The organism is Sphingopyxis microcysteis (genome assembly GCF_012274265.1).
Taxonomy (GTDB): Bacteria; Pseudomonadota; Alphaproteobacteria; order Sphingomonadales; family Sphingomonadaceae; genus Sphingopyxis; species Sphingopyxis microcysteis.
The window spans coordinates 463,662-485,149 of sequence record NZ_JAANYY010000004.1 but is presented as its reverse complement, the minus strand read 5'-3'; the positions used below and the strand labels follow the sequence as shown (position 1 = coordinate 485,149).

At 64.0% G+C, this 21,488-nt stretch carries 19 protein-coding genes; 5 read left to right on the top strand and 14 right to left on the bottom strand.

The features are described 5' to 3' along the window. Positions 1-2 precede the first annotated feature (2 nt). Together G9408_RS13740 and G9408_RS13735 are read left to right on the top strand one after the other, a co-directional pair. Positions 3-1,499, top strand: coding sequence for an acetyl-CoA acetyltransferase (locus G9408_RS13740; protein WP_168454537.1), 1,497 nt, complete (start codon positions 3-5; stop codon positions 1,497-1,499). Positions 1,500-1,571: 72 nt separating this feature from the next. Continuing rightward, positions 1,572-3,686, top strand: coding sequence for a beta-propeller domain-containing protein (locus G9408_RS13735; RefSeq protein WP_168454536.1), 2,115 nt, complete (start codon positions 1,572-1,574; stop codon positions 3,684-3,686). Here the strand turns inward: G9408_RS13735 and amaB are convergent. Then, the gene (gene amaB / locus G9408_RS13730; RefSeq protein WP_210423370.1) at positions 3,683-5,182 is read right to left on the bottom strand and encodes an L-piperidine-6-carboxylate dehydrogenase; all 1,500 of its coding nucleotides are present in this window, start codon (positions 5,180-5,182) and stop codon (positions 3,683-3,685) included. The two genes, G9408_RS13735 and amaB, sit on opposite strands and share 4 nt — an antisense overlap. 101 nt (positions 5,183-5,283) lie before the next feature. Here amaB and acs point away from each other — a divergent pair, with 101 nt between their 5' ends. Then, on the top strand, positions 5,284-7,251 hold the full coding sequence (acs, locus tag G9408_RS13725; RefSeq protein WP_408021881.1) for an acetate--CoA ligase: 1,968 nt from the start codon (positions 5,284-5,286) through the stop codon (positions 7,249-7,251). 98 nt (positions 7,252-7,349) lie between these two features. On the opposite strand, the gene G9408_RS13720 is transcribed toward acs, so the two are convergent. The 6 genes from G9408_RS13720 to G9408_RS13695 all read right to left on the bottom strand — a co-directional run bounded on the left by G9408_RS13720 (position 7,350) and on the right by G9408_RS13695 (position 13,571). Continuing rightward, positions 7,350-8,537, bottom strand: a complete 1,188-nt coding sequence (locus G9408_RS13720) for a serine hydrolase domain-containing protein (protein ID WP_168454534.1) — start codon at positions 8,535-8,537, stop codon at positions 7,350-7,352. A gap of 46 nt (positions 8,538-8,583) precedes the next feature. Further along, complete coding sequence (locus tag G9408_RS13715) at positions 8,584-9,315, bottom strand: peptidase (RefSeq protein ID WP_137871364.1); 732 nt, start codon at positions 9,313-9,315, stop codon at positions 8,584-8,586. A gap of 48 nt (positions 9,316-9,363) precedes the next feature. Then, positions 9,364-10,167: a transglutaminase family protein gene (locus tag G9408_RS13710; protein ID WP_168454533.1), complete on the bottom strand. Its 804-nt coding sequence runs from the start codon at positions 10,165-10,167 to the stop codon at positions 9,364-9,366. A gap of 11 nt (positions 10,168-10,178) precedes the next feature. Further along, positions 10,179-11,120 carry an alpha-E domain-containing protein gene (locus G9408_RS13705; RefSeq protein WP_120217100.1) on the bottom strand — a complete coding sequence of 314 codons (942 nt, stop codon included), beginning with the start codon at positions 11,118-11,120 and terminating at the stop codon, positions 10,179-10,181. Between the two features lie 130 nt (positions 11,121-11,250). Further along, positions 11,251-12,648 (bottom strand): circularly permuted type 2 ATP-grasp protein, encoded by a 1,398-nt coding sequence (locus G9408_RS13700; protein WP_171005326.1) that lies wholly within the window; start codon positions 12,646-12,648, stop codon positions 11,251-11,253. A gap of 188 nt (positions 12,649-12,836) precedes the next feature. Next, a complete protein-coding gene (locus tag G9408_RS13695) occupies positions 12,837-13,571 on the bottom strand; it encodes a sulfite exporter TauE/SafE family protein (RefSeq protein WP_168454532.1) in 735 nt (244 codons plus the stop codon). Between the two features lie 64 nt (positions 13,572-13,635). Between G9408_RS13695 and G9408_RS13690 the strand changes: the two genes are divergently transcribed. Continuing rightward, on the top strand, positions 13,636-14,082 hold the full coding sequence (locus G9408_RS13690) for a hypothetical protein (RefSeq protein WP_168454531.1): 447 nt from the start codon (positions 13,636-13,638) through the stop codon (positions 14,080-14,082). On the opposite strand, the gene G9408_RS13685 is transcribed toward G9408_RS13690, so the two are convergent. From G9408_RS13685 to G9408_RS13670, 4 genes are all read right to left on the bottom strand, one after another. After that, positions 14,059-14,418, bottom strand: a complete 360-nt coding sequence (locus tag G9408_RS13685) for a winged helix-turn-helix domain-containing protein (RefSeq protein ID WP_168454530.1) — start codon at positions 14,416-14,418, stop codon at positions 14,059-14,061. The two genes, G9408_RS13690 and G9408_RS13685, sit on opposite strands and share 24 nt — an antisense overlap. Continuing rightward, positions 14,418-17,153 carry a preprotein translocase subunit SecA gene (gene secA / locus G9408_RS13680; protein ID WP_168454529.1) on the bottom strand — a complete coding sequence of 912 codons (2,736 nt, stop codon included), beginning with the start codon at positions 17,151-17,153 and terminating at the stop codon, positions 14,418-14,420. Before secA ends, G9408_RS13685 begins: the two co-directional genes overlap by 1 nt. 107 nt (positions 17,154-17,260) lie before the next feature. Next, positions 17,261-17,533, bottom strand: coding sequence for a hypothetical protein (locus tag G9408_RS13675; RefSeq protein WP_168454528.1), 273 nt, complete (start codon positions 17,531-17,533; stop codon positions 17,261-17,263). A 471-nt stretch (positions 17,534-18,004) separates the two neighbouring features. Continuing rightward, the gene (locus tag G9408_RS13670) at positions 18,005-18,520 is read right to left on the bottom strand and encodes a hypothetical protein (RefSeq protein ID WP_168454527.1); all 516 of its coding nucleotides are present in this window, start codon (positions 18,518-18,520) and stop codon (positions 18,005-18,007) included. A 110-nt stretch (positions 18,521-18,630) separates the two neighbouring features. Between G9408_RS13670 and G9408_RS13665 the strand changes: the two genes are divergently transcribed. After that, on the top strand, positions 18,631-19,434 hold the full coding sequence (locus G9408_RS13665) for an SDR family oxidoreductase (protein ID WP_168454526.1): 804 nt from the start codon (positions 18,631-18,633) through the stop codon (positions 19,432-19,434). A 44-nt stretch (positions 19,435-19,478) separates the two neighbouring features. On the opposite strand, the gene G9408_RS13660 is transcribed toward G9408_RS13665, so the two are convergent. The 3 genes from G9408_RS13660 to G9408_RS13650 form a co-directional block, all read right to left on the bottom strand. Then, positions 19,479-19,859 carry an SCO4402 family protein gene (locus G9408_RS13660; RefSeq protein WP_168454525.1) on the bottom strand — a complete coding sequence of 127 codons (381 nt, stop codon included), beginning with the start codon at positions 19,857-19,859 and terminating at the stop codon, positions 19,479-19,481. Positions 19,860-19,943: 84 nt separating this feature from the next. Next, positions 19,944-20,654, bottom strand: a complete 711-nt coding sequence (locus tag G9408_RS13655; RefSeq protein ID WP_168454524.1) for a head GIN domain-containing protein — start codon at positions 20,652-20,654, stop codon at positions 19,944-19,946. Positions 20,655-20,697: 43 nt separating this feature from the next. Beyond that, positions 20,698-21,465, bottom strand: coding sequence for a head GIN domain-containing protein (locus G9408_RS13650; RefSeq protein ID WP_168454523.1), 768 nt, complete (start codon positions 21,463-21,465; stop codon positions 20,698-20,700). Positions 21,466-21,488: the final 23 nt, after the last annotated feature.

Sequence of the window (21,488 nt, the reverse complement as noted above, 5' to 3'; positions counted from 1 at the left end):
TCATGACTGATCCCGAGCGCATTCCCGTCATCATCGGCGTCGGACAGGTCAACGACAGGCCCGACGATCCCGATGAGGGACTCGATTCGCTCGGGCTGATGGTCGCCGCGCTGGAACTCGCGGCAAAAGATGCCGGCGTCCCACTCGCCGACATCGACAGCCTCGCGATCGTCGATCAGATCAGCTTCCACCACCTCGGCAAGCTATGCGAACCGCTCGCCGCCGCGATCGGCGCCAATCCGGCGATCAACTATCAGTCCGCCGCGCCGCACGGCGACACCCCCGTCCGCCTGCTCAACGAAGCCGCGAACCGCATCGGCGCAGGCGAGGTCAAACTCGCCGCCATCGTCGGCGGCGAGGCGCTGCGCACCGCCGCGGGCCGCGCCGTCAAGGCCGCGAGCGGCGAAGACAAAAGCTATAACGCAATCCGCAAGGTCGCGACGCGCCGCGAGCCCAACTATGCGCAGAAGCACGGGCTCGCCGCGCCGGTAGATGTCTATCCGCTCTACGAAAACGCGACGCGCGCCGCGTGGGGCGAAAGTCTGGCGGACGCGCAGTTCGAAAGCGCCGAAATCTGGTCGCGCTTCTCCGAGGTCGCGGCGGCAAACGAAGGGGCGTGGATCCGTAAACCTGCGTCACCCGAAGACATCCTGCGCATCGACGAGCGCAACCGCCCAATCGCCTTTCCCTATTCTAAGCTGATGGTCGCCAATTCCTCGGTCAATCAGGGCGCCGGCTTCATCGTCGCAAGCCTTGCCGAAGCGCGCCGCCGCGGTGTCGCCGAGGACCGATTGATCTACGTCGGCATGGGTGCCGCCGCGAAGGAACCCGCGAGCATCCTTCACCGCGACCGGTATGACGGCAGCGTCAGCATGGAAACGTCGATCACGCGCACGCTCGCGTTGAACGGCATCACGGTCGAGGATTTCGACCATGTCGAACTCTACAGCTGCTTCCCGTGCGTCCCCAAGATGGCGCGGCGCATCCTCGGCTGGCCGTGGGATCGCCCCGCGACCGTGTTCGGCGGGCTGACCTTTGGTGGTGGTCCGATCGCCAATTATATGAGCCATGCGATCGTCTCGATGACCCAAAAGCTGCGCGCGGAAGGCCGCACGGGCTTTCTCTTCGCCAATGGCGGCTTCGCGACCGACAATCATTGTATCGTGCTGAGCCGCGAGCCAATCGCGGCGGCGCAATTCCCGCAAGACTTCGACTATCAGGCCGAGGCCGAAGCGAAGCGCGGCCCCGTCCCCGAACTCGTCGAGGACTATGCCGGGCCGGCGACGATCGAAAGCTATACCGTCTTCTATGGACGCGATGGCGCGCCGAAAGCCGGAGTCGTGGCCGCGCGCACCCCCGACAATAAACGCACGCTTGCGCATGTCGATGTGACCGACGCGGCGATGCTCGCCTTTCTGACCGAAGGCACGGTCGAGCCCGTCGGCACACCGGGACAGGTCGTGCCGCTTGCCGAAGGTTTCGGCTGGCGCCCCGCGTGACTGGTACGCATTTGGGCTAACCGCCCGCCGTCGTTGATGTTATCCCCCCGACTGTCAAAACCGGGAGGCGTTATGATGCGGGGGCTGTTGCTGCTGGGGGTCGCGGCGTCGGTGGCGGGCTGCGCCACAGTGCCGGAGCAGGCCGGAAAGACGATCGTACCACCCGCAATCGAGGACCGCCGGCTCGACCGCGTAACCTCGCCCGAACTCGTTCGTTACGCGAGCGAAAACGAGTTCCGGACCTATCTCAAGACGGTCGAACGCCTCCGCGATCGCGCGCAGGCGCGCGCGGGCGAAACGGACGAAATCGTCGTCGCGGCGGCAATGCAGGAAAGCGAGCCGCTGTGCGAAAAGCCGGAGGACTGTCCGGCCGAAGCCGACAACGTCGTCGTGACCGGGACACGGGCGGCGGCGCCAACGTCGATCACCAACGTCCAGACCGCAGGAGTCGATGAGGGCGACATCGTCAAACAGATCGGCGACTATCTGCTCGTGCTGCAGGACGGCCGCATCTTTGCGATCAATGTGAAGACAATGCAGCTGACCGACCGCGCCGACGTCTATCGCCGCCTACCCGCGGACCGCGAAGGCAAGCAGCGCTGGGACGATGATTTCGAGGGCGCCGACTGGTACGACGAGATGCTGGTCCAGGGCGACCATATCATCATCACCGCCTACAGCTACGCCGATGATGCGAGCGAAATGTCGATCTTCAAACTCGATCAGGCGAGCGGCAAAGTGTCGAGCGAGGGCGTTTTCCTCATCACCTCCGACGATTATTATGACGTCGACAATTATGCGACCCGCATCGTCGGCGACAAGCTGGTCGTCTACACGCCCTATTCGCCCGAACAGTTTGAGGAGCTCGAATCGCGGCCCGTCCTGCGACGCTGGGTACCCGCGGCGGAGCGCAAGAAGCGTCAGGAAAAGGGTGTGCCGCTGCTCGACGTCCGGTCGATCTATAAGCCCGTTCTGCGCACCTTTGAGCCGACGATCCATGCGATTTCAATATGTCCGCTCGGCGATTTCGCCCGCAAGCGCAACCTCGAATGCCGCACCACCGGCTTCGTCGGTCCGCGCTCCGCCGAAATGTTCGTATCCCCCGAAACCGTCTATCTCTGGAACTCGTCGATCGGCGACATCGACCGGTGGCGGTTCCCGGACTGTGTTGAAAACTGGAGCTATGACACGCCCTATCCCGCGCTGCCGCGCGCCGAACGGCGCGACGTCGCCCCCGGCGCGCTCTACCGTCTGCCCATCAGCAGTCGCGATGCCACTGTCGCAGGCGTATCGGGGGTTCCCTATGACCATCTGTCGATGGACGAGCGCGATGGTGAATTTCGCGCGCTCGTCGACTGGCGATCGTTCCGCTGCAACGGCGCCCACCGTGCGCCAGCCGAAAACGCCTTTCTGAAAATCCGCACTGGCGCCTTCGGCACCTTGTTCGAGCCCGTCGGCGACAGCGCCTTCACCGCGCTGCCCTCGACGGGCAAGCCGGTGGTGGAAAACCGCTTCGCCGACGACTGGCTAGTGTTTGGCGGCCGCAACGGCTGGTGGGGCTATCCGCCCGACGCCGACGACGGGCCGCAGTCGAGCAAGGCGGTGGCGGTGCCGGTCAAACGGCCGCGCGATGCGGTGGTGATCGATATTCCGCATAATGCCGTGCGCACCGAGCGCGTCGGCAATGACATCATCGTCAACGGCTATCGCGACGACAAGGGGTTGAACCTGACGCTGATCGGGCTCGGCAAGGATGCGCGCATCCTGTCGACCACATTCCTTGAGCGCCGCTACGAAAGCGAAGGGCGCAGCCATGCGTTCAACAGCGTCGTCGACGCCGACGGCAACGGCATCATCGGCGTGCCGACGGTCAAGGGGTCCGAGGAATCGGGCCGAGGGTGGTGGCGGTCGGACACGTCGGACCTCAGTTTCCTGACCAAATCGCCTGCGGGCAAGCTCGCGCCGGTCGGCGAACTCGTCGCGGTGTCCGCCGACGAGGTCGAAACGCACCCGTCCTATAAATGCGAGGTGTCGTGCATCGACTGGTACGGCAATTCGCGCCCCGTCTTCCTGGCCGGCCGGATCTTTGGCCTCATGGGGACGCATCTGGTCGAAGCCCGCATCGATCGGGGCAAGATCGGCGAGATCGCGCGGGTCGACCTGACCGCCCCGCTGCCACAGCGTTAGGGCAGATCGAAGCTGACGCCCTGCGCCAGTGGCAGTGCGTCCGAATAATTCACCGTGTTCGTCGCGCGCCGCATATATTGGCGCCACGAATCCGACCCGCTCTCGCGCCCTCCACCCGTCTCTTTCTCGCCGCCGAATGCGCCGCCGATTTCGGCGCCGCTGGTCCCGAGATTGACGTTGGCGATGCCGCAATCGCTCGCGGCAAGGAAGCGTTCGGCCTCGCGCACATCGGTCGTGAAGATTGCCGACGACAGCCCTGCTGCGACATCGTTATGCTGCGCCATAACGGCATCGAGATCATAATAGCGCATGACATAAAGGATCGGCGCGAACGTCTCCTCCAGAACCGGCCCGACCTGTCCGGGCATTTCGACCAGCGCGGGCTTCACATAGAAACTCGCGCCCTCGCCAATGCGCTCGCCACCCAGTATGACACCGCCAGCGGCTTTTGCGGCTGCCAGCGCCTGCTGCATCATCTCAAAGGCCGCCCGGTCGATCAACGGCCCCACCAGCACCGCGCTTTCCAGCGGATTCCCGACCGCGACGCTGCCATAGGCCGCCTTCAACCGGGCAACAAAACCTTCGTAGATGCTGTCATGGACGAACAATCGCCGCGTCGTCGTACAGCGCTGCCCCGCGGTCCCCATCGCGCCGAACGCCACCCCGCGCAGCGCGAGGTCGAGGTCGGCCGACGGCGCAACGATCGCGCCATTATTGCCGCCGAGCTCGAGGATCGCGCGCGCAAAACGCGCCGCCAGCCGCGGCGCCACGCTGCGCCCCATCCGCGTCGATCCGGTCGCTGAAACGAGCGCGACGCGCCGGTCGTCGACCAGCGCTTCCCCCGCTTCGGGCCCGCCGATCAGCAGTTGCGCGAGGCCTTGCGGCGCATCACCGAAGCGCGCCGCCGCGCGGTCAAAAATCGCCTGCACCGCCAGCGCGGTCAGCGGCGTCTTTTCGGACGGTTTCCACACCACGCTGTTGCCGCACACCAGCGCGATCGCCGCGTTCCACGCCCATACCGCGACCGGGAAATTGAACGCCGAAATCACCCCGACGACGCCCAGCGGATGCCAGACCTCCATCATCCGGTGCCCCGGCCGCTCGGTCGCGATCGTCAGGCCATAGAGCTGGCGCGACAGCCCGACCGCGAAATCGCAGATGTCGATCATCTCCTGCACTTCGCCCGCGCCTTCGGACGGCACCTTGCCCGCCTCGATCGTCACCAGCCGCGCGAGGTCGTCCTTCGACGCGCGCAGTTCCTCGCCGAGCAGCCGCACCAGCTCGCCGCGCCGCGGCGCAGGGACATTGCGCCAAGCGCGAAAAGCGGCCGCAGCCTTGCCCAGCGCCTCGTCGATCGCCGCAGCATCAGCGACCTGCACCATCGCGATTTGTTCGCCAGTCAGCGGCGTCGTCGACGGCATCGATCCGTCGGTCCACAGCGCGCGATCGACCTCGATTCGGTCCAGCAATCGTCCGACTTCGTCCGCGATCACCATCACGTAATTTCCTTTCATCGATCGCGGCCCAAGCATTTGCATATTTTCGTGAGGCGGCTATCTGACCGCCCAGTATCGAAAGCCATACGGGAGAATCAACCGTGTCGTCCGAATTGCCGCCGTCAGAACCGTTCGTTCCCGTTCCCGGCGATGCCGCGGTCGACACGCACTGCACCGCCGCTGACTATGATCGGCTGTATGCGCAGAGCGTCACCGACCCCGACGCCTTTTGGGCCGAACAGGCGAAACGCGTCGACTGGATCAAGGCGCCGACGAAGATCGGCAACTGGTCCTACGACCCGGTCGCAATCAAATGGTTTGAGGATGGCGTTCTCAACCTCTGTCACAACGCCCTCGACCGCCATGTCGCGGCAGGCCGTGGCGACCGTACCGCGATCATCTTTGAGCCCGACGCACCCGATGGCGAGACGCGAACGATCAGCTATTCCGCGCTGCTCGCCGACGTCATCCGCTTTGCCAATACGCTCAAGAAGATGGGCGTCCAGAAGGGTGATCGCGTCACCATCTATATGCCGATGATCCCCGAAGGCGCCGTGGCGATGCTCGCCTGCGCGCGCATCGGCGCGGTGCATAGCGTCGTCTTCGGCGGCTTCTCGCCCGAGGCGATCCACGGGCGGATCGAGGATTGCGCGAGCGACTGGGTGATCTGCGCCGACGAAGGACTGCGCGGCGGCAAGGTGGTGCCGCTCAAGGCCAATGTCGACAAGGCACTGGAGCGCATCGACGTCAAGGCCGTGCTCGTCATCGCGCACACCGGCGGCGACGTCAGCATGAAGGAGGGCCGCGACCATTGGTATGACGCGCTGTCGGCCGATGTCGGTGCGGACTGCCCGTGCGAACCGATGAACGCCGAGGACCCGCTGTTCATCCTCTACACCTCGGGATCGACTGGCAAACCCAAGGGGGTGCTGCACACCGTCGGCGGCTACAGCGTGTGGACCGCGACGACTTTTCATTACGGCTTCGATTATCGTCCCGGCGAGATTTTCTGGTGCACCGCCGACATCGGCTGGGTCACCGGGCACAGCTATGTCGTCTATGGCCCGCTCCAAAATGGCGCGACGACGCTGATGTTCGAGGGCGTCCCCAACTATCCCGACCACGACCGCTTCTGGCAGGTCGTCGACAAGCATCGGGTCAATATCCTCTACACCGCGCCGACCGCGATCCGCGCGCTGATGCGCGAGGGCGACGATTATGTGACGCGTCACGACCTGTCGTTGCTTCGCCTGCTCGGCAGCGTCGGCGAACCGATCAATCCCGAAGCGTGGCGCTGGTATCACGAGACCGTCGGCAAGGGCCGCATCCCGGTGATCGACACCTGGTGGCAGACCGAAACCGGCGGCATCATGATCACGACCCTGCCCGGCGCGCATGCCATGCAGCCCGGCAGCGCGGGCAAGCCCTTCTTCGGTATCCGGCCCGAACTCGTCGACGCCGAGGGCAACAAGCTCGTCTGCGAACAGACCGGCGGCGCGGCCGAGGGCAATCTCTGCATCACGCACAGCTGGCCCGGTCAGGCGCGGACGATTTACGGTGATCATGGCCGCTTCGCCGAAACCTATTTCTCGACCTACAAGGGCAAATATTTCACCGGCGACGGCTGCCGCCGCGATACCGACGGATATTGGCGCATCACCGGCCGCGTCGACGACGTGATCAACGTCTCGGGCCACCGCATGGGCACTGCCGAGGTCGAAAGCGCGCTCGTGCTGCACGAGGACGTCGCCGAGGCCGCCGTCGTCGGCTTCCCGCACGACATCAAGGGTCAGGGCATCTACGCCTATGTCACCTTGAACGCCGGGGTCGAACCCACCGACGAGGTGGCTGCGGCGCTGAAGCAGCAGGTGCGCAAGGAAATCGGCCCGATCGCGACGCCCGACCACATCCACCTGACCCCCGGCCTGCCCAAAACGCGTTCGGGCAAGATCATGCGCCGTATCCTGCGCAAGATCGCAGAAAACGACTTCGGGTCATTGGGCGATACGTCGACGCTGGCCGACCCGAGCCTTGTCGACGGGCTGATCGAAGGACGGAAGAACCGATAGAACCGGCCTTGGAAAAATGGAACCGTAGCCCTGAGCCTGTCGAAGGGCGCTTCACCGAGAAGCGCCCTTCGACAGGCTCAGGGCTACGGTGATGGTCGCTATTCCGACAGCGCCTCGCACAAGCCGTCAGTCGCCAGCGCGATGCGCGATTCCGCGGTGTCGCGATTGGCCGCGCTATTCTGCACGCCCTGCGTTTCGGTGTTGAACGCGAGCAGGCTGCCGACGCGCTGGTCGGGACAAAAGCTCAGATAGGCGCGAAAACCGTTCTGATCGCCATTATACCCGACGATACGCACCCCCCGGCTGCGGTCGACGAAAAACGACAGCGCGCTCTGCGTCGTCGTCGCCATGCGGCCCTGGGTGAAGTCCGCGCCCGCCGCAATCTGCGGCACCCACATTTCCTCGAGCGACGACCGTTTCAGCACCAGATCGTAATCGGCGGCACGCGCCGGATCGCCGAGCAGGAACGCCACATATTTCGCCATGTCGGGCATCGGCGCATTGAGCCCGCTGTTCGACACGGTGACGCCGGTATCGACATCGAAGGGCGCGGCGGCGCGCTTGCCGTCCTTGATATAATAGCTGTGCGACCGAAACGGCAGCAGATGCGGCGGGGTGCGGTCGAAAGTGCTGGCGTGCATGGCCAGCGGCTTCAGGATATTCTTGTCGATATAGACCTCATAATCCTCGCCAGACAGCCGCTCGATCACTTGCCCCAGATAGACGATGCCGGGGTTCGAATAGCCGAAGCGGCTGCCCGGCTTAAACTCGACCGCCGTGTACGGAAGCATCGCCACCAGTTGCGACCAGCCGGCCGGCTCGAACGGCTGCCAGTCATGGTCGCGCCATGGCCATGTTCCGCTCCGAAACCCCGCGCTGTGGCTCATCAGCTGGCGCAGCGTGATCGCGCCGGTGTCGCTATAGGGATTATGCACCGCCGCGAGTTCGGGGACATATTTGACGATCGGATCGTCGAGCGACAGCAGCCCGCGATCGCGCAGCTGCATGATCGCGATCCCGGTCATCGTCTTGGTCACCGACGCCCAATGATAGATGGTCCGCGCATCGACCGGAACCTTCGCATCGGCATCCTGCTCGCCCAGATGGTCGGCGGCGACCGTCTGCCCGCCCCGCACAACATAAAAGCTGCTGCCCGCAATGTTCGCTTTGCGCGTTTCGGCGCGATGCAGTTCGCGAAAATCGCTGAGCGCCTTGGCGAAACGCGCCTCGTCGGCGGCGGCGGGCGTGGCTGTCAGAACAAGCGCAGCGGCGATCCAGCGCATCATGGCGATCCCTCCCGATCCGGTGCTGGCGGACGGTGGCCGAAGTCGGTCAGAAATGAAAGTCAGGAAGTTCCGCCAGCGCGATCCCGAGCGCTTCGGCCCAGCCGTTGGCGACGCTGTCAAAATAGGGATCGCCGCGCTCGAACCGCCGCTCGCGCACGGTCGTGTAATCATCGCGCTCGTGAATCTTGAGGTCGATCGGCAAGTCGACCCCGGCATTGGCGCGAATCGTCGAATCGAACGACACGCACAGCAGTTTGACCGCATCCTCGAACGACATCGCCGGGTCATAAGAGCGCACGATGATCGGGCGGCCATATTTGGTTTCACCGATCTGGAAGAAGGGATTATCCTCGCCCGCCTCGATAAAATTGCCCTCGGGATAGATCAGGAACAGGCGTGGTTCGGCGCCCTTGATCTGCCCGCCGACGATCAGCGAGGCGCGAAACGCGGCCGCCGCGGCCGGCCCCTCGCTGTTATAGCGCATCACGATCTGACGCAGCGTTTCGCCGATGATCGTCGCGATCTGGAACATCGACGGCGCCGCCAGGATCGACGGATGGCGATCTTCGGGCGCCTTGGTGCGCTCGTCGAGCAGGCTGACGACCGCCTGCGTCGTCGCGAGGTTGCCCGCCGACATCAACGTGATGACGCGTTCGCCGGGGACGTGCCAGCTGCGCATCTTGCGCACCTGCGCAATATCGTCGACGCCCGCATTGGTGCGGGTGTCCGACATGAACACCAGCCCCTTGTTGAGCCGCATTCCCACGCAATAAGTCATCGAATCCCGTATCCCCGCCCCGGATCGTCCTGTGTCCCCGCAGTCCGCTTATTGCTGGACCTGCAATTGAACAACCAGATTTTCCTGCGCCGCACCATAGCGCATGCCGCGAACCGGGGCTGCGTCGCGGTAATCGAGCCCCGTGGCGACGCGGATATAACGCTGGTCGGGCGAATGGCCGTTGCTGACGTCGAATCCGATCCACCCGATATGGTCGAAATGCGCCTCGGCCCAGGCGTGCGTCGCATCCTGCTGCGTCCGGTCATTCATCATCAGATAACCGGAGACATAACGCGCCGGGTGGCCGAGATGGCGCATCGCGGCGATGAAGATATGGGCATGGTCCTGACACACCCCGCCTTCTCCGGCGAGTGCCTGTTCGGCGGTCGTTTCGGCATTGGTGACCCCGATCCGGTACGCCAGCCGGTCGATGATCAGCGTCGACAGCGCGTGCGCGCGTTCGATGTCGCTCGCATGATCGCGGCCAAGCTGCGCGACCAGCCCGCGCACCCCCCGTCCCGCGCGGGTCAGCGGCGTTGGGCGCAGAAAGGTCCACAAGGGCATGGCGCCGCGGTGCGCGCCGATCACCCCATCCCAGCTTTGCAGTTCGACCTCGCCATGGCAGCGGATCATCAGTTCGCTGGCGCCCCCCTCGACCGCGATCAGGTCGACACCATTGCCGTGATGATCGGTGTAATGAAGCTGCTGCGTACCGCCTTCAATATCGATCGCCCAATTGACGACATGCTGCTGCCCCGGGCGATCCTTGGGCGTCAGTTTCAGCTGCTGCAGCGCGTAACGCACCGGGGCGTCATAATGATAGCGGGTGATATGTTCGACGAACAAACGCATGACCGGCCGCCCTATTCCACAAATCGGTAATCGCGCTCGACCTGCCGCGCGAGCGCCGCGGTGTCGCGCAGAAAGCCGGTGACATATTGGTGCAGGCCGCCGTCAAAGATCGACTGGATCGGGGCGTTCAGCTTGTCGTGAACCAGCGCATGCGCCATCCGCCACGCCTCGGTCTCGTCGCCATAGTGGCGTTGCAATTCGTTCAGGTGATTTTCCATGCGCTCGCTGCAAAAGGTCAGGCTGCGCGGCATCTGGCGATAGAGGATCAGGAATTCCGCAATCTTCAGCGCGCTGATTTCCGCTCCATAGAGCCAGCGATAGGCACGGTGTGCCGACACCGACCGCAGGATCGTTTCCCACTGCACATTGTCGATCGAGGTGCCGATATGCGCGACCGAGGGAAGCAAGAGGTAGTATTTCACGTCGAGAATGCGGGCGGTGTTATCGGCGCGTTCCAGAAAGGTCCCGAGCTGCGCGAAATGATAGCCGTCGTTGCGCAGCATCGTGCCGTTCAATGCTCCGCGCACCTGCGCGCTTTGCTGGCGGATCGTCGTCAGCACATCGGGCAGGTCGTCCTCGCGCACCTGCCGCTTGAGCAGCGCGACGAGCGTCATCCAGCTGGTGTTGACCGCCTCCCATGTTTCGCGGGTCAGCGCGGTGCGCGCGGTGCGCGCATTGTCGCGCGCCTGACGGATCACTGACAATATGCTCGACGGGTTGGCCGGGTCGCGCAGCAGGAAGTCGATCACCCGCGCCGAGCTGTAATCGCCGTGCGCCGCCTGAAACGCCTGATTCACCCCGGCGGTCACCAGCACCGACTTCCACTCGGCGGCCGCGGTCTGCGAGCGGGTGAGCGCGATGCGAAACCCCGCGTCGATCAGGCGCGCGTTATTCTCGCTGCGTTCGAGGTAGCGCGCCATCCAGAAGAGGCTGCCTGCGGTCTTGCCTAGCATGGGGGCGTGCTTCCAAACGCATCGTCATTGCGAGGAGCCGAAGGCGACGCGGCAATCCAGGGGCGGTGCAAACCGCACTGGATTGCTTCGCGTCGCTCGCAATGACGGAAGAGGATCGTCTGCGCGCGCATCAATCCTCCAACACCCACGTATCCTTGGTCCCGCCGCCCTGGCTCGAATTCACCACCAGCGATCCCCGGGTCATCGCAACGCGCGTCAGCCCGCCCGGGGTGATCGTGATCCCCTGCGGCGACATCAGCACGAACGGACGCAAATCGACATGGCGCGGCGCCAGCCCTTTCTTGGTAAAGATCGGTACCGTCGACAGCGACAGCGTCGGCTGCGCGATATAATTGCCGGGGTTCGCCTCCAGCTTGGCGCGGAACGCCGCCAGTTCCTTCTTGCTCGCCGCGGGGCCGACGAGCATCCCGTATCCGCCCGATCCGTGGACTTCCTTCACCACCAGTTCGGGCAGGCGATCGAGTACTTCGCGCAGATGCTCGGGCTCCGAGCAGCGCCAGGTCGGCACATTGGGGAGCAGCGCCTTTTCGCCGGTATAAAATTCGATGATGTCGGGCATATAGCTGTACAGCGCCTTGTCGTCGGCGATGCCCGTTCCCGGCGCGTTGGCGATGGTGATGCCCCCGGCGCGATAGACGTCCCAGATCCCCGGCACCCCCAGCATCGAGTCGGGGCGGAAATTCAGCGGGTCGAGGAAGTCGTCATCGACGCGCCGATAAAGCACGTCGATCGCCTTATACCCCTGCGTCGTGCGCATCGCGACGCGGCCGTCGACCACCCGCAGATCATGGCCTTCGACCAGTTCGGCGCCCATATGATCGGCCAGGAAGCTGTGCTCATAATAGGCGCTGTTGTGGATACCCGGGGTCAGCACCGCGACCGTCGGCGTCCCGCCGCATGCCGGCGGCGCGCAGGCGGCGAGCGATTTCAAGAGGTTGATCGGGTAATCGCTGACCTCGCGCACCGGCACTTTCGCGAACAGCTCGGGAAACATCTGGAGCATCGTTTCGCGGTTTTCGAGCATGTACGACACCCCCGACGGGGTGCGCGCATTGTCCTCCAGCACGTAAAACTCGTTGGCGCCGGTGCGGACGATGTCGGTGCCGCTGATATGCGTATAGATGCCGCCCGGCGGGTCGAGCCCCATCATCATCGGCAGAAAGGCGTCGTTGTCGGCGATCAGCTTGGTCGGCACCCGCCCGGCGCGCAAAATCTCCTGCCGGTGATAGATGTCGTAGAGGAAGGCGTTGAGCGCGCGCACGCGCTGTTCGATGCCGCGCGACAGGCGGCGCCATTCGCTGGCCGAGATGATCCGCGGCACGACGTCAAAGGGGATCAACCGCTCGTCGCCGTCTACGGCGCCATAGACGTTGAAAGTGATGCCGGTGGTACGGAATAGCGCCTCGGCCTGAACCGCCTTGTGCTGGATGCGCGCCACATCCTCGGCTTCGAACCAGTCGCAATATTCGCGATAGGGCGACCGGGTCTCGCCGCCATGGCTGTTCATTTCGTCAAAAAAGGAAATGCGCCTGCCCTTTCCACGCAACGTGCCAACCCATGCCGCGCGCCCAATGTCCTGGGCTTGCACGGCGCATCCTGTTCCAGCTGCTGCGCCGCTTGTCGGCTACGTGGCCACCAAGCTTATGCGAATGATGCTAGCACCGCCGCACGGGAAGGCAAGCGCACAAAAAAGCGTTAGAAACCAAATAACAGACGGATGGCGACAAAGCCGACAAGCACGGCGGTGAGCCGCCGGATCAGCGCCGCGGGTCCGCTCTTGACCGCAAGCTGGGTTCCGATCGCGCCACCGATCAACACCGCGACGAGCAACGGCCAGTGGCTGGCGACCGCGCCGACCATCGCGTTGCCCTGACCCTTGATCAACTGGCCGGTCAGCCCGAACAGGCTGTTGACGAGGATGAACAGGCTCGCAGTCGCGGCGACGGACCGTTCCTCGGCCCAGCGGATGAGGTGCAGGATCGGCGCCAGAAAAATCCCCCCACCAATGCCGACCACGCCCGCAAGATAGCCGAGCGCCGCGGCGATCGGCAGCAAGAGCGCGGGCCGCAGCAGCACAGGCTTGGCGGTCCGCGGCTGGATCAGCAGCGCCAGCGCCGACGCGAGCAGCGACAATCCCAGCAGCGTGACAAGCATACCCTGCTTCACCGGGGTCAGCCCGCCAAGAAAGGCCAGCGGCGCGGCGACCGCGATCAGCGGCAGCGCCTTCGCCCACGGCATCACCCCGGCCCGCGCGAACCGGATCGTCCCGCCGCTGACGACGATGACGTTGCACGCGAGGCTGATCGCCGGAACCAGCCCCACCGCCACGCCCCCGAGGATCAGCAGCGCGGTATAGGTCGACCCCCCACCGAACCCGACCGCCGCATAGAGCAGCGCCGTGAAACCGAACGCTATTGCCAGTCCGCCCATGAATCCCCCTTGCCTGATGCGTCAAGCCATATACAGCAGGATATAGATTGGCCAGAGGGAGAGAATGATCGCCATGCCGCTGCACGCCACCTTGCTCGCGCTGCAGATCGTTGCAGCGACACCCGCCGCGCCAGAGCCGGTCGCTGCGACTTGCACTGCCCCGGCGGACCTGCGGGCTACCCCGTTTGCCGGATGGGCCTTGCCCGATGAAAACCACGCGGCGATCCCCGAAATCGGCCGCCCGACGGTGCTAGCCCTCGAAAATGGCGGCACATCGCGGCAGATCGCGATCACCGAGGCGGGTCGCTATGGCATCGCCGCCGATGGAAAAGTCTGGATCGATGTCATTACGAACGCCGCACCCGTGTCATCGATCGGGCACGGCCATGGCCCCGCCTGTTCGGGCATTCGCAAGATCGTCTGCTTCAATCTGTCGGCTGGGGCTTACGAGCTCGCCTTGTCGAAAGCCGAAGTCGCGTGCGTCCGGCTATTGATCGTCCGAGCTCCCTGATCGCAGGGCAGCAATGATCGACCCAGCGGCCCGGGTCGCCGCCGCCTGCGCCGCAGCATCGCTGGCCCGGTAAGCGGCAAGCACCGCGCGGGCTGAAACGCTCAGCTGCGCACCGGCCCCCGGCCTGGCCTCGACCAGCGGGGCGGCAAAACAGCTGTTCATCTCCTCGACGAGCAGCCACGCGCGGCGATAGCTCATGCCCAGCTGGCGCGCCGCTGCCGAGATAGAGCCGGTCGCGTCGATCGCGTCGAGCAAGTCGGCCTTGCCAGGCCCCATCGCAATGGCATCGCCGAGCCGGATCCGCAGCCGCAGCTCGATCCGCCCGACGTCCGCCATCAGATCGCGCCGTGGCAATGCTTGTATTTGCGCCCCGAACCGCACGGACATGGCGCGTTGCGGCTGATTTCCAGCGCCGCATAGGGGTTCTCACCTTCCGGCATGTCGGGCCGCGGGATCTGCATCGGGGGCAGCGTGTTGGCGATCACGCCCAGTCCGCCGCTGTCGATGTCGGCGCTGTTGTCCTCACCCGTGAACGGATCGATATGCGTCGTCAGGAAATCGGGCAGATCGGGAAGCGGCATCGGCTCGGGCTCTTCGAAGCGCAGGTCGATGCGCGCGACCGTGCGCGTCACATCCTCGCGGATGTTCGACAGCATGCGCTCGAACAGTGCGAACGCCTCCTGCTTATATTCGTTGATCGGCTGTTTCTGGGCATAGGCGCGCAGGAAGATCGCCTGACGCAGCGCGTCGAGCGTCGCCAGATGGTCTTTCCACTGATGGTCGAGCGTCTGGAGCAGCACCGATTTCTCGATCCCTTTCCAAGTGTCCGGATCGACCTGCGCGGCCTTTTCCGCCGCGACCGCGTCGGCCATCGCCTGGATGCGCTGTTCGAAAATCTCGGGATCGACGGCATCTTCCTGCATCCACTCGTCGATCGGCGGGTGGAGATCGAGAATATTGGCGACGCGCTCCTTCATCGTCTCGATGTCCCATTGCTCGGGATAGCTGCCCGGTGGGCAGGCGTCGGCGACGATCGCGTTCACCGTTTCGGCGCGCATTGCCGCCATCACGTCGTCGACGGTCTCGCTGTCGATGATGTCGCCGCGCTGTTCGTAAATGACCTTGCGCTGGTCGTTCATGACGTTGTCATATTCGACGACCTGCTTGCGGATGTCGTAGTTGCGCGCCTCGACCTTTTTCTGCGCGGTCTCGATCGCTTTCGACAGCCATTTCGACCCGATCGCCTCGCCATCCTCCAGATTCTTGTTCATCATCTTGGAAAACAGCGTGTCGGGGCCAAAGATGCGCAGCAGGTCGTCGTCGAGACAGAGGTAAAATTTCGACAGGCCGGGATCGCCCTGACGCCCCGAACGACCGCGCAGCTGGTTGTCGATGCGGCGGCTCTCGTGGCGTTCGGTGGCAAGGACGAACAGCCCGCCCGCCGCCTTCACCGCCTCGCGCTCGGCGGCGACCTCGGCCTTGATCCGCTCGACCGCGGCGTCGCGCTCGGGACCGGCAGGCATGTCCTTCAGCTCGTCCTCGATGCGGAATTCCTCATTGCCGCCGAGTTTGATGTCGGTGCCGCGGCCCGCCATGTTGGTGGCGATGGTCACCGCACCGGTGCGACCCGCCTGCGCAACGATATGCGCCTCGCTTTCATGGAAACGCGCGTTGAGCACACTGTGCGCGACATTCTCCTTTTCGAGGAAGGACGACAGCAGTTCGGACTTTTCGATCGACACGGTGCCGACGAGCACGGGCTGGCCGCGCTCCTGCGCCTCGCGGATCGTCTTGGCGATCGCGCCGAACTTGTCGGTGATATTCTTGTAAAACTCATCCTCGTCGTCGATCCGCGCAATCGGGCGGTTGGTCGGAATGGTGACGACATTCATCTTGTAGATGTCGAAAAATTCGGGTGCCTCGGTCGCGGCCGTCCCGGTCATGCCCGAAAGCTTGGGATACATGCGGAAATAATTCTGGAAGGTGATCGACGCGAGGGTCTGGTTCTCCGGCTCGATCTGCACGCCTTCCTTGGCCTCGACCGCCTGGTGCAGACCGTCTGACCAGCGGCGGCCGTCCATCATGCGCCCGGTAAATTCGTCGATGATGACGACCTTGCCGTCCTTGACGATATAGTCGGTGTCGATGCGGAACATCTGGATCGCCTTCAGCGCCTGATTGACGTGGTGGACGACCTGGGTATTCTCGATGTCATAAAGGTTGCTGCCCTGGAGCAGCCCCGCGGCTTCGAGCAGCCGTTCGACATGTTCGGTGCCTTCTTCGGTCAGGCTAATCGATTTGGACTTTTCGTCCTTCTCATAATCTTCGTCGGTAAGCTGCAGGACGATCTCGTTGACGCGGATATATAGCTCAGACTTGTCGTCGGTCGGGCCGGAGATGATCAGCGGGGTCCGCGCTTCGTCGATCAGGATCGAATCGACTTCGTCGACGATGCCGAAATTGAACGGCCGGTGGACCATCTGCTCGCGGTCGAATTTCATATTGTCGCGCAGATAATCGAACCCCAGCTCGTTGTTCGTCGCATAGGTGATGTCGCTGTTATAAGCGTCGCGGCGCTGCATTTCGTTGAGGTTGGGGACAATGATCCCGGTCGTCAGGCCCAGGAAACCATAAACGGTCCCCATCCATTCGGCGTCGCGGCGCGCCAGATAGTCGTTGACCGTGACGACGTGGACGCCCTTGCTTTCCAAGGCGTTGAGATAACAAGGCAGCGTCGCCATCAGCGTCTTGCCCTCGCCCGTCGCCATCTCAGCAATTTCACCGCGGTGCAGGACGACGCCGCCGATCATCTGGACGTCGAAATGGCGCATGCCCAAAGTGCGCACCGCTGCCTCACGCACCGTCGCAAAGGCTTCGGGCAGGATATCGTCGAGCGTCTCGCCCGCCGCGAGCCGGTCACGGAACTTCTGCGTCTGCGCCTGCAATCCCGCGTCGTCGAGCGCCTGCATCGCGGGTTCGAAAGCGTTGATCTTGTCGACGATCTTGCGGATCGAGCTCACATAACGGTCGTTGGACGAGCCGAACAGGCTCTTGGCGAGGCCAGAAAACATCTAGGATTCCTTGGAATATGAATGAATGGGCGGCCCAGAGGCCGCAAGAATATGCAAAGCCCCATCACGGGGCGGCGCCTGCAAGAACAGGACGCTAAACCGGCACTCTATTCGAGCGCGCGGTCGCTGCCGGTGAGGAGACCGGGAAGATGCGGAGGCGGCGCCTTACGCGGCTTGCGGCCCGTACCGCCGCCACTCGATCGCCGGGTCGGCGTTGTCGCAGAAGGACGACGTTCGCTATCGCTGACCTCGGCCTGGCCCGCGGTTTCGGCGAGCAAGACCAGCGCCCCCATCGCCGCCGGAACGGCAGGCGCGGCAACCGCCCGGTCGGCAGTCGCCAGACCGGTCAGCAATGCCAAAAGGGTCAGCAATAACCGCAAGAATCGCCCCTGTTATGCATCGGAGCGTAACATATTGCGCCCCGTTCCCTGAACATAGGGTGAAAGCGGCGCGGCGTCTAGGGGGAGTAAATCGTCGGCATGGGGTGTATTCCGTCAGCCGCAAATATTCCAAAGGTCAGTAAAGGTCAGCCCAATGGCGTCCCCAATTTGGACCCATGATGATCTGGCGGGTCCGCAACAATGGGGCGCAACCGCGCCGGCAAGCCAGCCCGCAAAACCCGTGGGCGGGGCGCATGAAGGCGCCGGAAGCAAGGCTTGCACGGCGGAGAATAATAGGAAAGGCTTGTTTGAAGGCGTCTGTTTTGGGTGGATTCCCGACCGTCTCCAACCTCCGTTCGTGTCGAGCGAAGTCGAGACACGCCGAAGACTCACGCCAAGCCACGCGTATCTCGACTTCGCTCGATACGAACGGGGACTGGATTGACCGGCAGCTCCGGTCGCAACGCGTCGTCACCCCAGCGCCGGATTCAACCCCTTCACCTCGATCAGAAAACTCTTCGGTTTCTTGAACAGCTTGCTCTTGCGATTGACCTTGAGCCCGACCGACTCGGCCAATTCCATCACGAAATGCACGCAGTTGCGCTTGTTCAGGCTGTAACTCGGCTGCTCGCGGTCGCGCCATTCGACGACTTTCGCGATCAGCCGCGCATAGGTTGCATCGTCGATGACGACATCGAACTGGCGATCGCTCTTGGCGATATAATCGGGCTCCGACGATTCCACCTTGCCCTTGACCGATCCGAACAGGATCGCCGGACTGACCGTTGTCGCGGTAAAGCCGTAATTGGCGTCGATCGCCTCGCCCGTCGCATCCAATTTGCCCTTCATGACGATGAAGGCGTGCGGAAAGCGGTCGCCGAAATCATGGCTGTAAAAGCTCACGACCACCTCGGCACGCGCCGGAGCGGTCAGTCCGGCGCAAAACAGCAACAGGAACAGGAGGATCAGGCGGAGGCCGCGGGTCATCGCCGCCCTCTTAGCCAGCCGCCCGCCCGCTTGCCAAGCCGTCATTGTCGCTTGACCGGCACGTCAACTTGGCATCTTGTCGGACTGACAAGAATGTAAGGAGGGGCGGGATGGCTCGAAAGGCGATTTTCATTACCGGTGGCGGTTCGGGCATCGGGCGCGCGGTCGCGCGCCATTTCGCGGCGCAGGGCTGGTTCGTCGGCATCGCCGACGTCAACCGCGCCGGGATCGACGAAACCGCCGCGCTTCTCCCCGATGGCGCATCCTCGCGCCATGTCATGGACGTGCGCGACCGTGATCAGTGGAAGGCGGCGCTCGATGAATTTGCCGCCGCCAGCGGCGGCCGGCTCGACGTCCTGTTCAACAATGCCGGGATCGGTACCGGCGGTCAGTTTGCCGACATGCCGCCCGAGGAGGCCGATCGGCTGATCGCGATCAATTTCGGCGGCGTCGTCAACGGCATCTATATGGCGCTCCCGCTACTGCGCGCCACACCGGGATCGGCGATCCTCAACACCGGGTCGGCATCGGGATTTTACGGGGTCGCCGGGCTGGCCGTCTATTCGGCGACCAAATTCGCGGTGCGCGGGCTGACCGAGGCGCTGGAAATCGAATTTGCGAAATATGGCATCAAGGTCCGCTCACTGATGCCAGGCTTCATCGACACCCCCCTGCTCGACCAGGTCAGCGCCGACAGCAACGAACCCGCGCGCGACCGCCTGTCGCAGAGCGGATTCGAGATCGTCCCGGTCGAGCGTGTCGCCGAAGCGGCGTGGGCGGCGGTCCACGGCGACAAGGTCCATGTGACCGTCGGCAAGATGGCCAGGCGGCTGGCGCGCCTCGCGCGCTGGTTCCCCGGACTGATCATCCGCCAGTCGAAGAAGATCGACGGGTTGGGGACAGCCGGGCAGTAAGCGGCCTGCCGCCGAAGGTCAGCTTTGGGGTGGGGAGCGGACGTTTAGCTCCGCGCTTCAAAAGCAGAGTGTGCCGCTTGCGCCCTAGTCCGTAGCCGTCGCCATAAGTGATGGCTGACGAATGCTGCGTCATCGCCGTTGGGTAGGTCTACAAGCATCGTGGTCAACAGGGCCTTCACCTCGTCGATGGCTTTGGCTTCTTTCGAGTCCAAAAGACTTTCGCCGATCGCGCCTTCATCAAAATCGTTGTCGTCAAAGAAGAAATGAAAAATCTGATCGATATCTGACACCAGCCCTTGTTTGCGCTCATTGCGCCAAAGTTCTTCCGGATCATCCGCCGCTAGCTCTTCGAGATACAGAATGAGCTCTTTTCGCTTTTCCGGGTTGGCGAGCGAAGAAGGCATGAATGAGTGGTTATCCGTCATATTGCGAGGGTATCTACGATCGCAATTGACCGCAATGTCTGCAATTGGTCGATACCCGACATTCCCGCTTTACACGCTATACTATTACTTCGCCGCCCCGCACTGCACCGACCCGCCGCCGACATTGCGCACCGTGCACACGGGCTTGCCCAGCACCACCGTCTTGCCGACCCCCCGCGCCGTCACTCCCGCGGTCTTTACCGCAAGCAGTCGGTTCTCGCCCGCGCCTTCGCCGTCGAAGGTCAGCATGTCGACTGCCAGTGCGCCCGCGTCGAACAGCCCCGCGCCCGACACGGTCATTTGCGCCTGTTTTGCGGTTCCGCCCAGCGTGATCGTGCCGTTGCCGATCATCGCGACCGAAAGCCGGTCGGTGGCGATCGCGCCGACCGAAACCGTCCCGGGCCCGCGCAGCGCGATCGACACGCGATTGCCCTTCATCCGGTCGATGCTGAGCGATCCCGCCCCGCCCATCGTCGCCGATCGCAGCCCCGCAACATTGATCCGGATCGTCACCGCACCGCGCGGCGCGCGGCGTTTTTCGTCGCCCGCGAACTGGCGTGTCCCGATCACCAGCCGTCCGTCGCGCGCCTCGAGGCTCAGCCGGTCGAGCGCATCCTGCGGCCCGGTCGCGACGGCGCCGACGGGAGCGCGTGTCGTCACCTCGATCACATAATCGGCGTTGACCTCAATCGCCTCGAAGCTGGTGAGGCCAAAGCGTTTTTCGGCTGCCGTCGCGGGGGCGATGGCCAAAAGGACGGAGGCCGCCAGTGCGGCGTTTCGAAGCGCAAGGGTCATGGCACCGCCTTACCCGGTCCGGGCAGGCGGTACCAGCACCGCATCATTTGCAGGTAACGGTCCCCGATCCGACTTCGCGCGACGAACATTTTGCGCCGCCGCCCAGCGTCACGTCGCCCGATCCCAGGATGCTGACATCGGCGGTGCCCGACGCCTGCGCCTCGACATTACCCGATCCGGTAACCGACACCTCCAGCGTCCGCGCGACAAGGCCGTCGGCGTCGATGTCACCCGATCCGGTGATACCATATTCGCCGGCATCAACGGTGCCGCCGCCGATTTCGATGTCGCCCGATCCCGATACGCTGATGTCGACACGCTTGGCGGTCAGCTTCGCGACCTTGAGGTCGCCCGAACCGGTGACCACCGCCTCGACCGCATCGCCGTCCATGCTGTCGGCATCGATCGACCCCGACCCGGTCAGCCGCGCGCCGGTCAGACGCGGCATGGTGATCGTGATTTCGACATCATTGTCCTCGCGGCTCGAAAAGCTGAAGCCTTCGCGCTTGCGTCCGATCGACAGCGTCGGGCCGTCGACCTCGATCTCGAGCCGGTCGAGCACCGCCTGCGGCCCCTTGGCGCTGATCGAAAAGGCATCGCCGCGGCGAATGGTCACGTCGTCGGGACCGGCGACCTTGACCTCGGTAAATCCGGTCAGCGCATAGGTTTGGGTGGTGGTCGGGCCTGCATCGGCGGGCTGCGCCGCGTCGCCCTTGCCTGCCGAAGCGCCGTCCTTGCGGTCGGCGCCGCTGCACGCGGTGACGGTCATCGCCAAGGCCAGCGGCAGCGCCGCCATCGTCCAGTTACGCATCGCAAATCTCCTTTGTGTATTAC

Coding starts and splice junctions, on each gene's coding strand:
- G9408_RS13700 (WP_171005326.1), bottom strand. CDS start 12,648: ATGAACAGCCATGGCGGCGAGACCCGGTCGCCCTATCGCGAATATTGC.
- G9408_RS13740 (WP_168454537.1), top strand. CDS start 3: ATGACTGATCCCGAGCGCATTCCCGTCATCATCGGCGTCGGACAGGTC.
- G9408_RS13685 (WP_168454530.1), bottom strand. CDS start 14,418: ATGGCGGACGTCGGGCGGATCGAGCTGCGGCTGCGGATCCGGCTCGGC.
- G9408_RS13710 (WP_168454533.1), bottom strand. CDS start 10,167: ATGCGTTTGTTCGTCGAACATATCACCCGCTATCATTATGACGCCCCG.
- G9408_RS13715 (WP_137871364.1), bottom strand. CDS start 9,315: ATGACTTATTGCGTGGGAATGCGGCTCAACAAGGGGCTGGTGTTCATG.
- G9408_RS13735 (WP_168454536.1), top strand. CDS start 1,572: ATGATGCGGGGGCTGTTGCTGCTGGGGGTCGCGGCGTCGGTGGCGGGC.
- G9408_RS13690 (WP_168454531.1), top strand. CDS start 13,636: ATGATCGCCATGCCGCTGCACGCCACCTTGCTCGCGCTGCAGATCGTT.
- G9408_RS13705 (WP_120217100.1), bottom strand. CDS start 11,120: ATGCTAGGCAAGACCGCAGGCAGCCTCTTCTGGATGGCGCGCTACCTC.
- G9408_RS13670 (WP_168454527.1), bottom strand. CDS start 18,520: ATGACCCGCGGCCTCCGCCTGATCCTCCTGTTCCTGTTGCTGTTTTGC.
- secA (WP_168454529.1), bottom strand. CDS start 17,153: ATGTTTTCTGGCCTCGCCAAGAGCCTGTTCGGCTCGTCCAACGACCGT.
- G9408_RS13660 (WP_168454525.1), bottom strand. CDS start 19,859: ATGACGGATAACCACTCATTCATGCCTTCTTCGCTCGCCAACCCGGAA.
- G9408_RS13655 (WP_168454524.1), bottom strand. CDS start 20,654: ATGACCCTTGCGCTTCGAAACGCCGCACTGGCGGCCTCCGTCCTTTTG.
- G9408_RS13720 (WP_168454534.1), bottom strand. CDS start 8,537: ATGATGCGCTGGATCGCCGCTGCGCTTGTTCTGACAGCCACGCCCGCC.
- G9408_RS13650 (WP_168454523.1), bottom strand. CDS start 21,465: ATGCGTAACTGGACGATGGCGGCGCTGCCGCTGGCCTTGGCGATGACC.
- G9408_RS13665 (WP_168454526.1), top strand. CDS start 18,631: ATGGCTCGAAAGGCGATTTTCATTACCGGTGGCGGTTCGGGCATCGGG.
- G9408_RS13695 (WP_168454532.1), bottom strand. CDS start 13,571: ATGGGCGGACTGGCAATAGCGTTCGGTTTCACGGCGCTGCTCTATGCG.
- amaB (WP_210423370.1), bottom strand. CDS start 5,182: ATGGTGATCGCGGACGAAGTCGGACGATTGCTGGACCGAATCGAGGTC.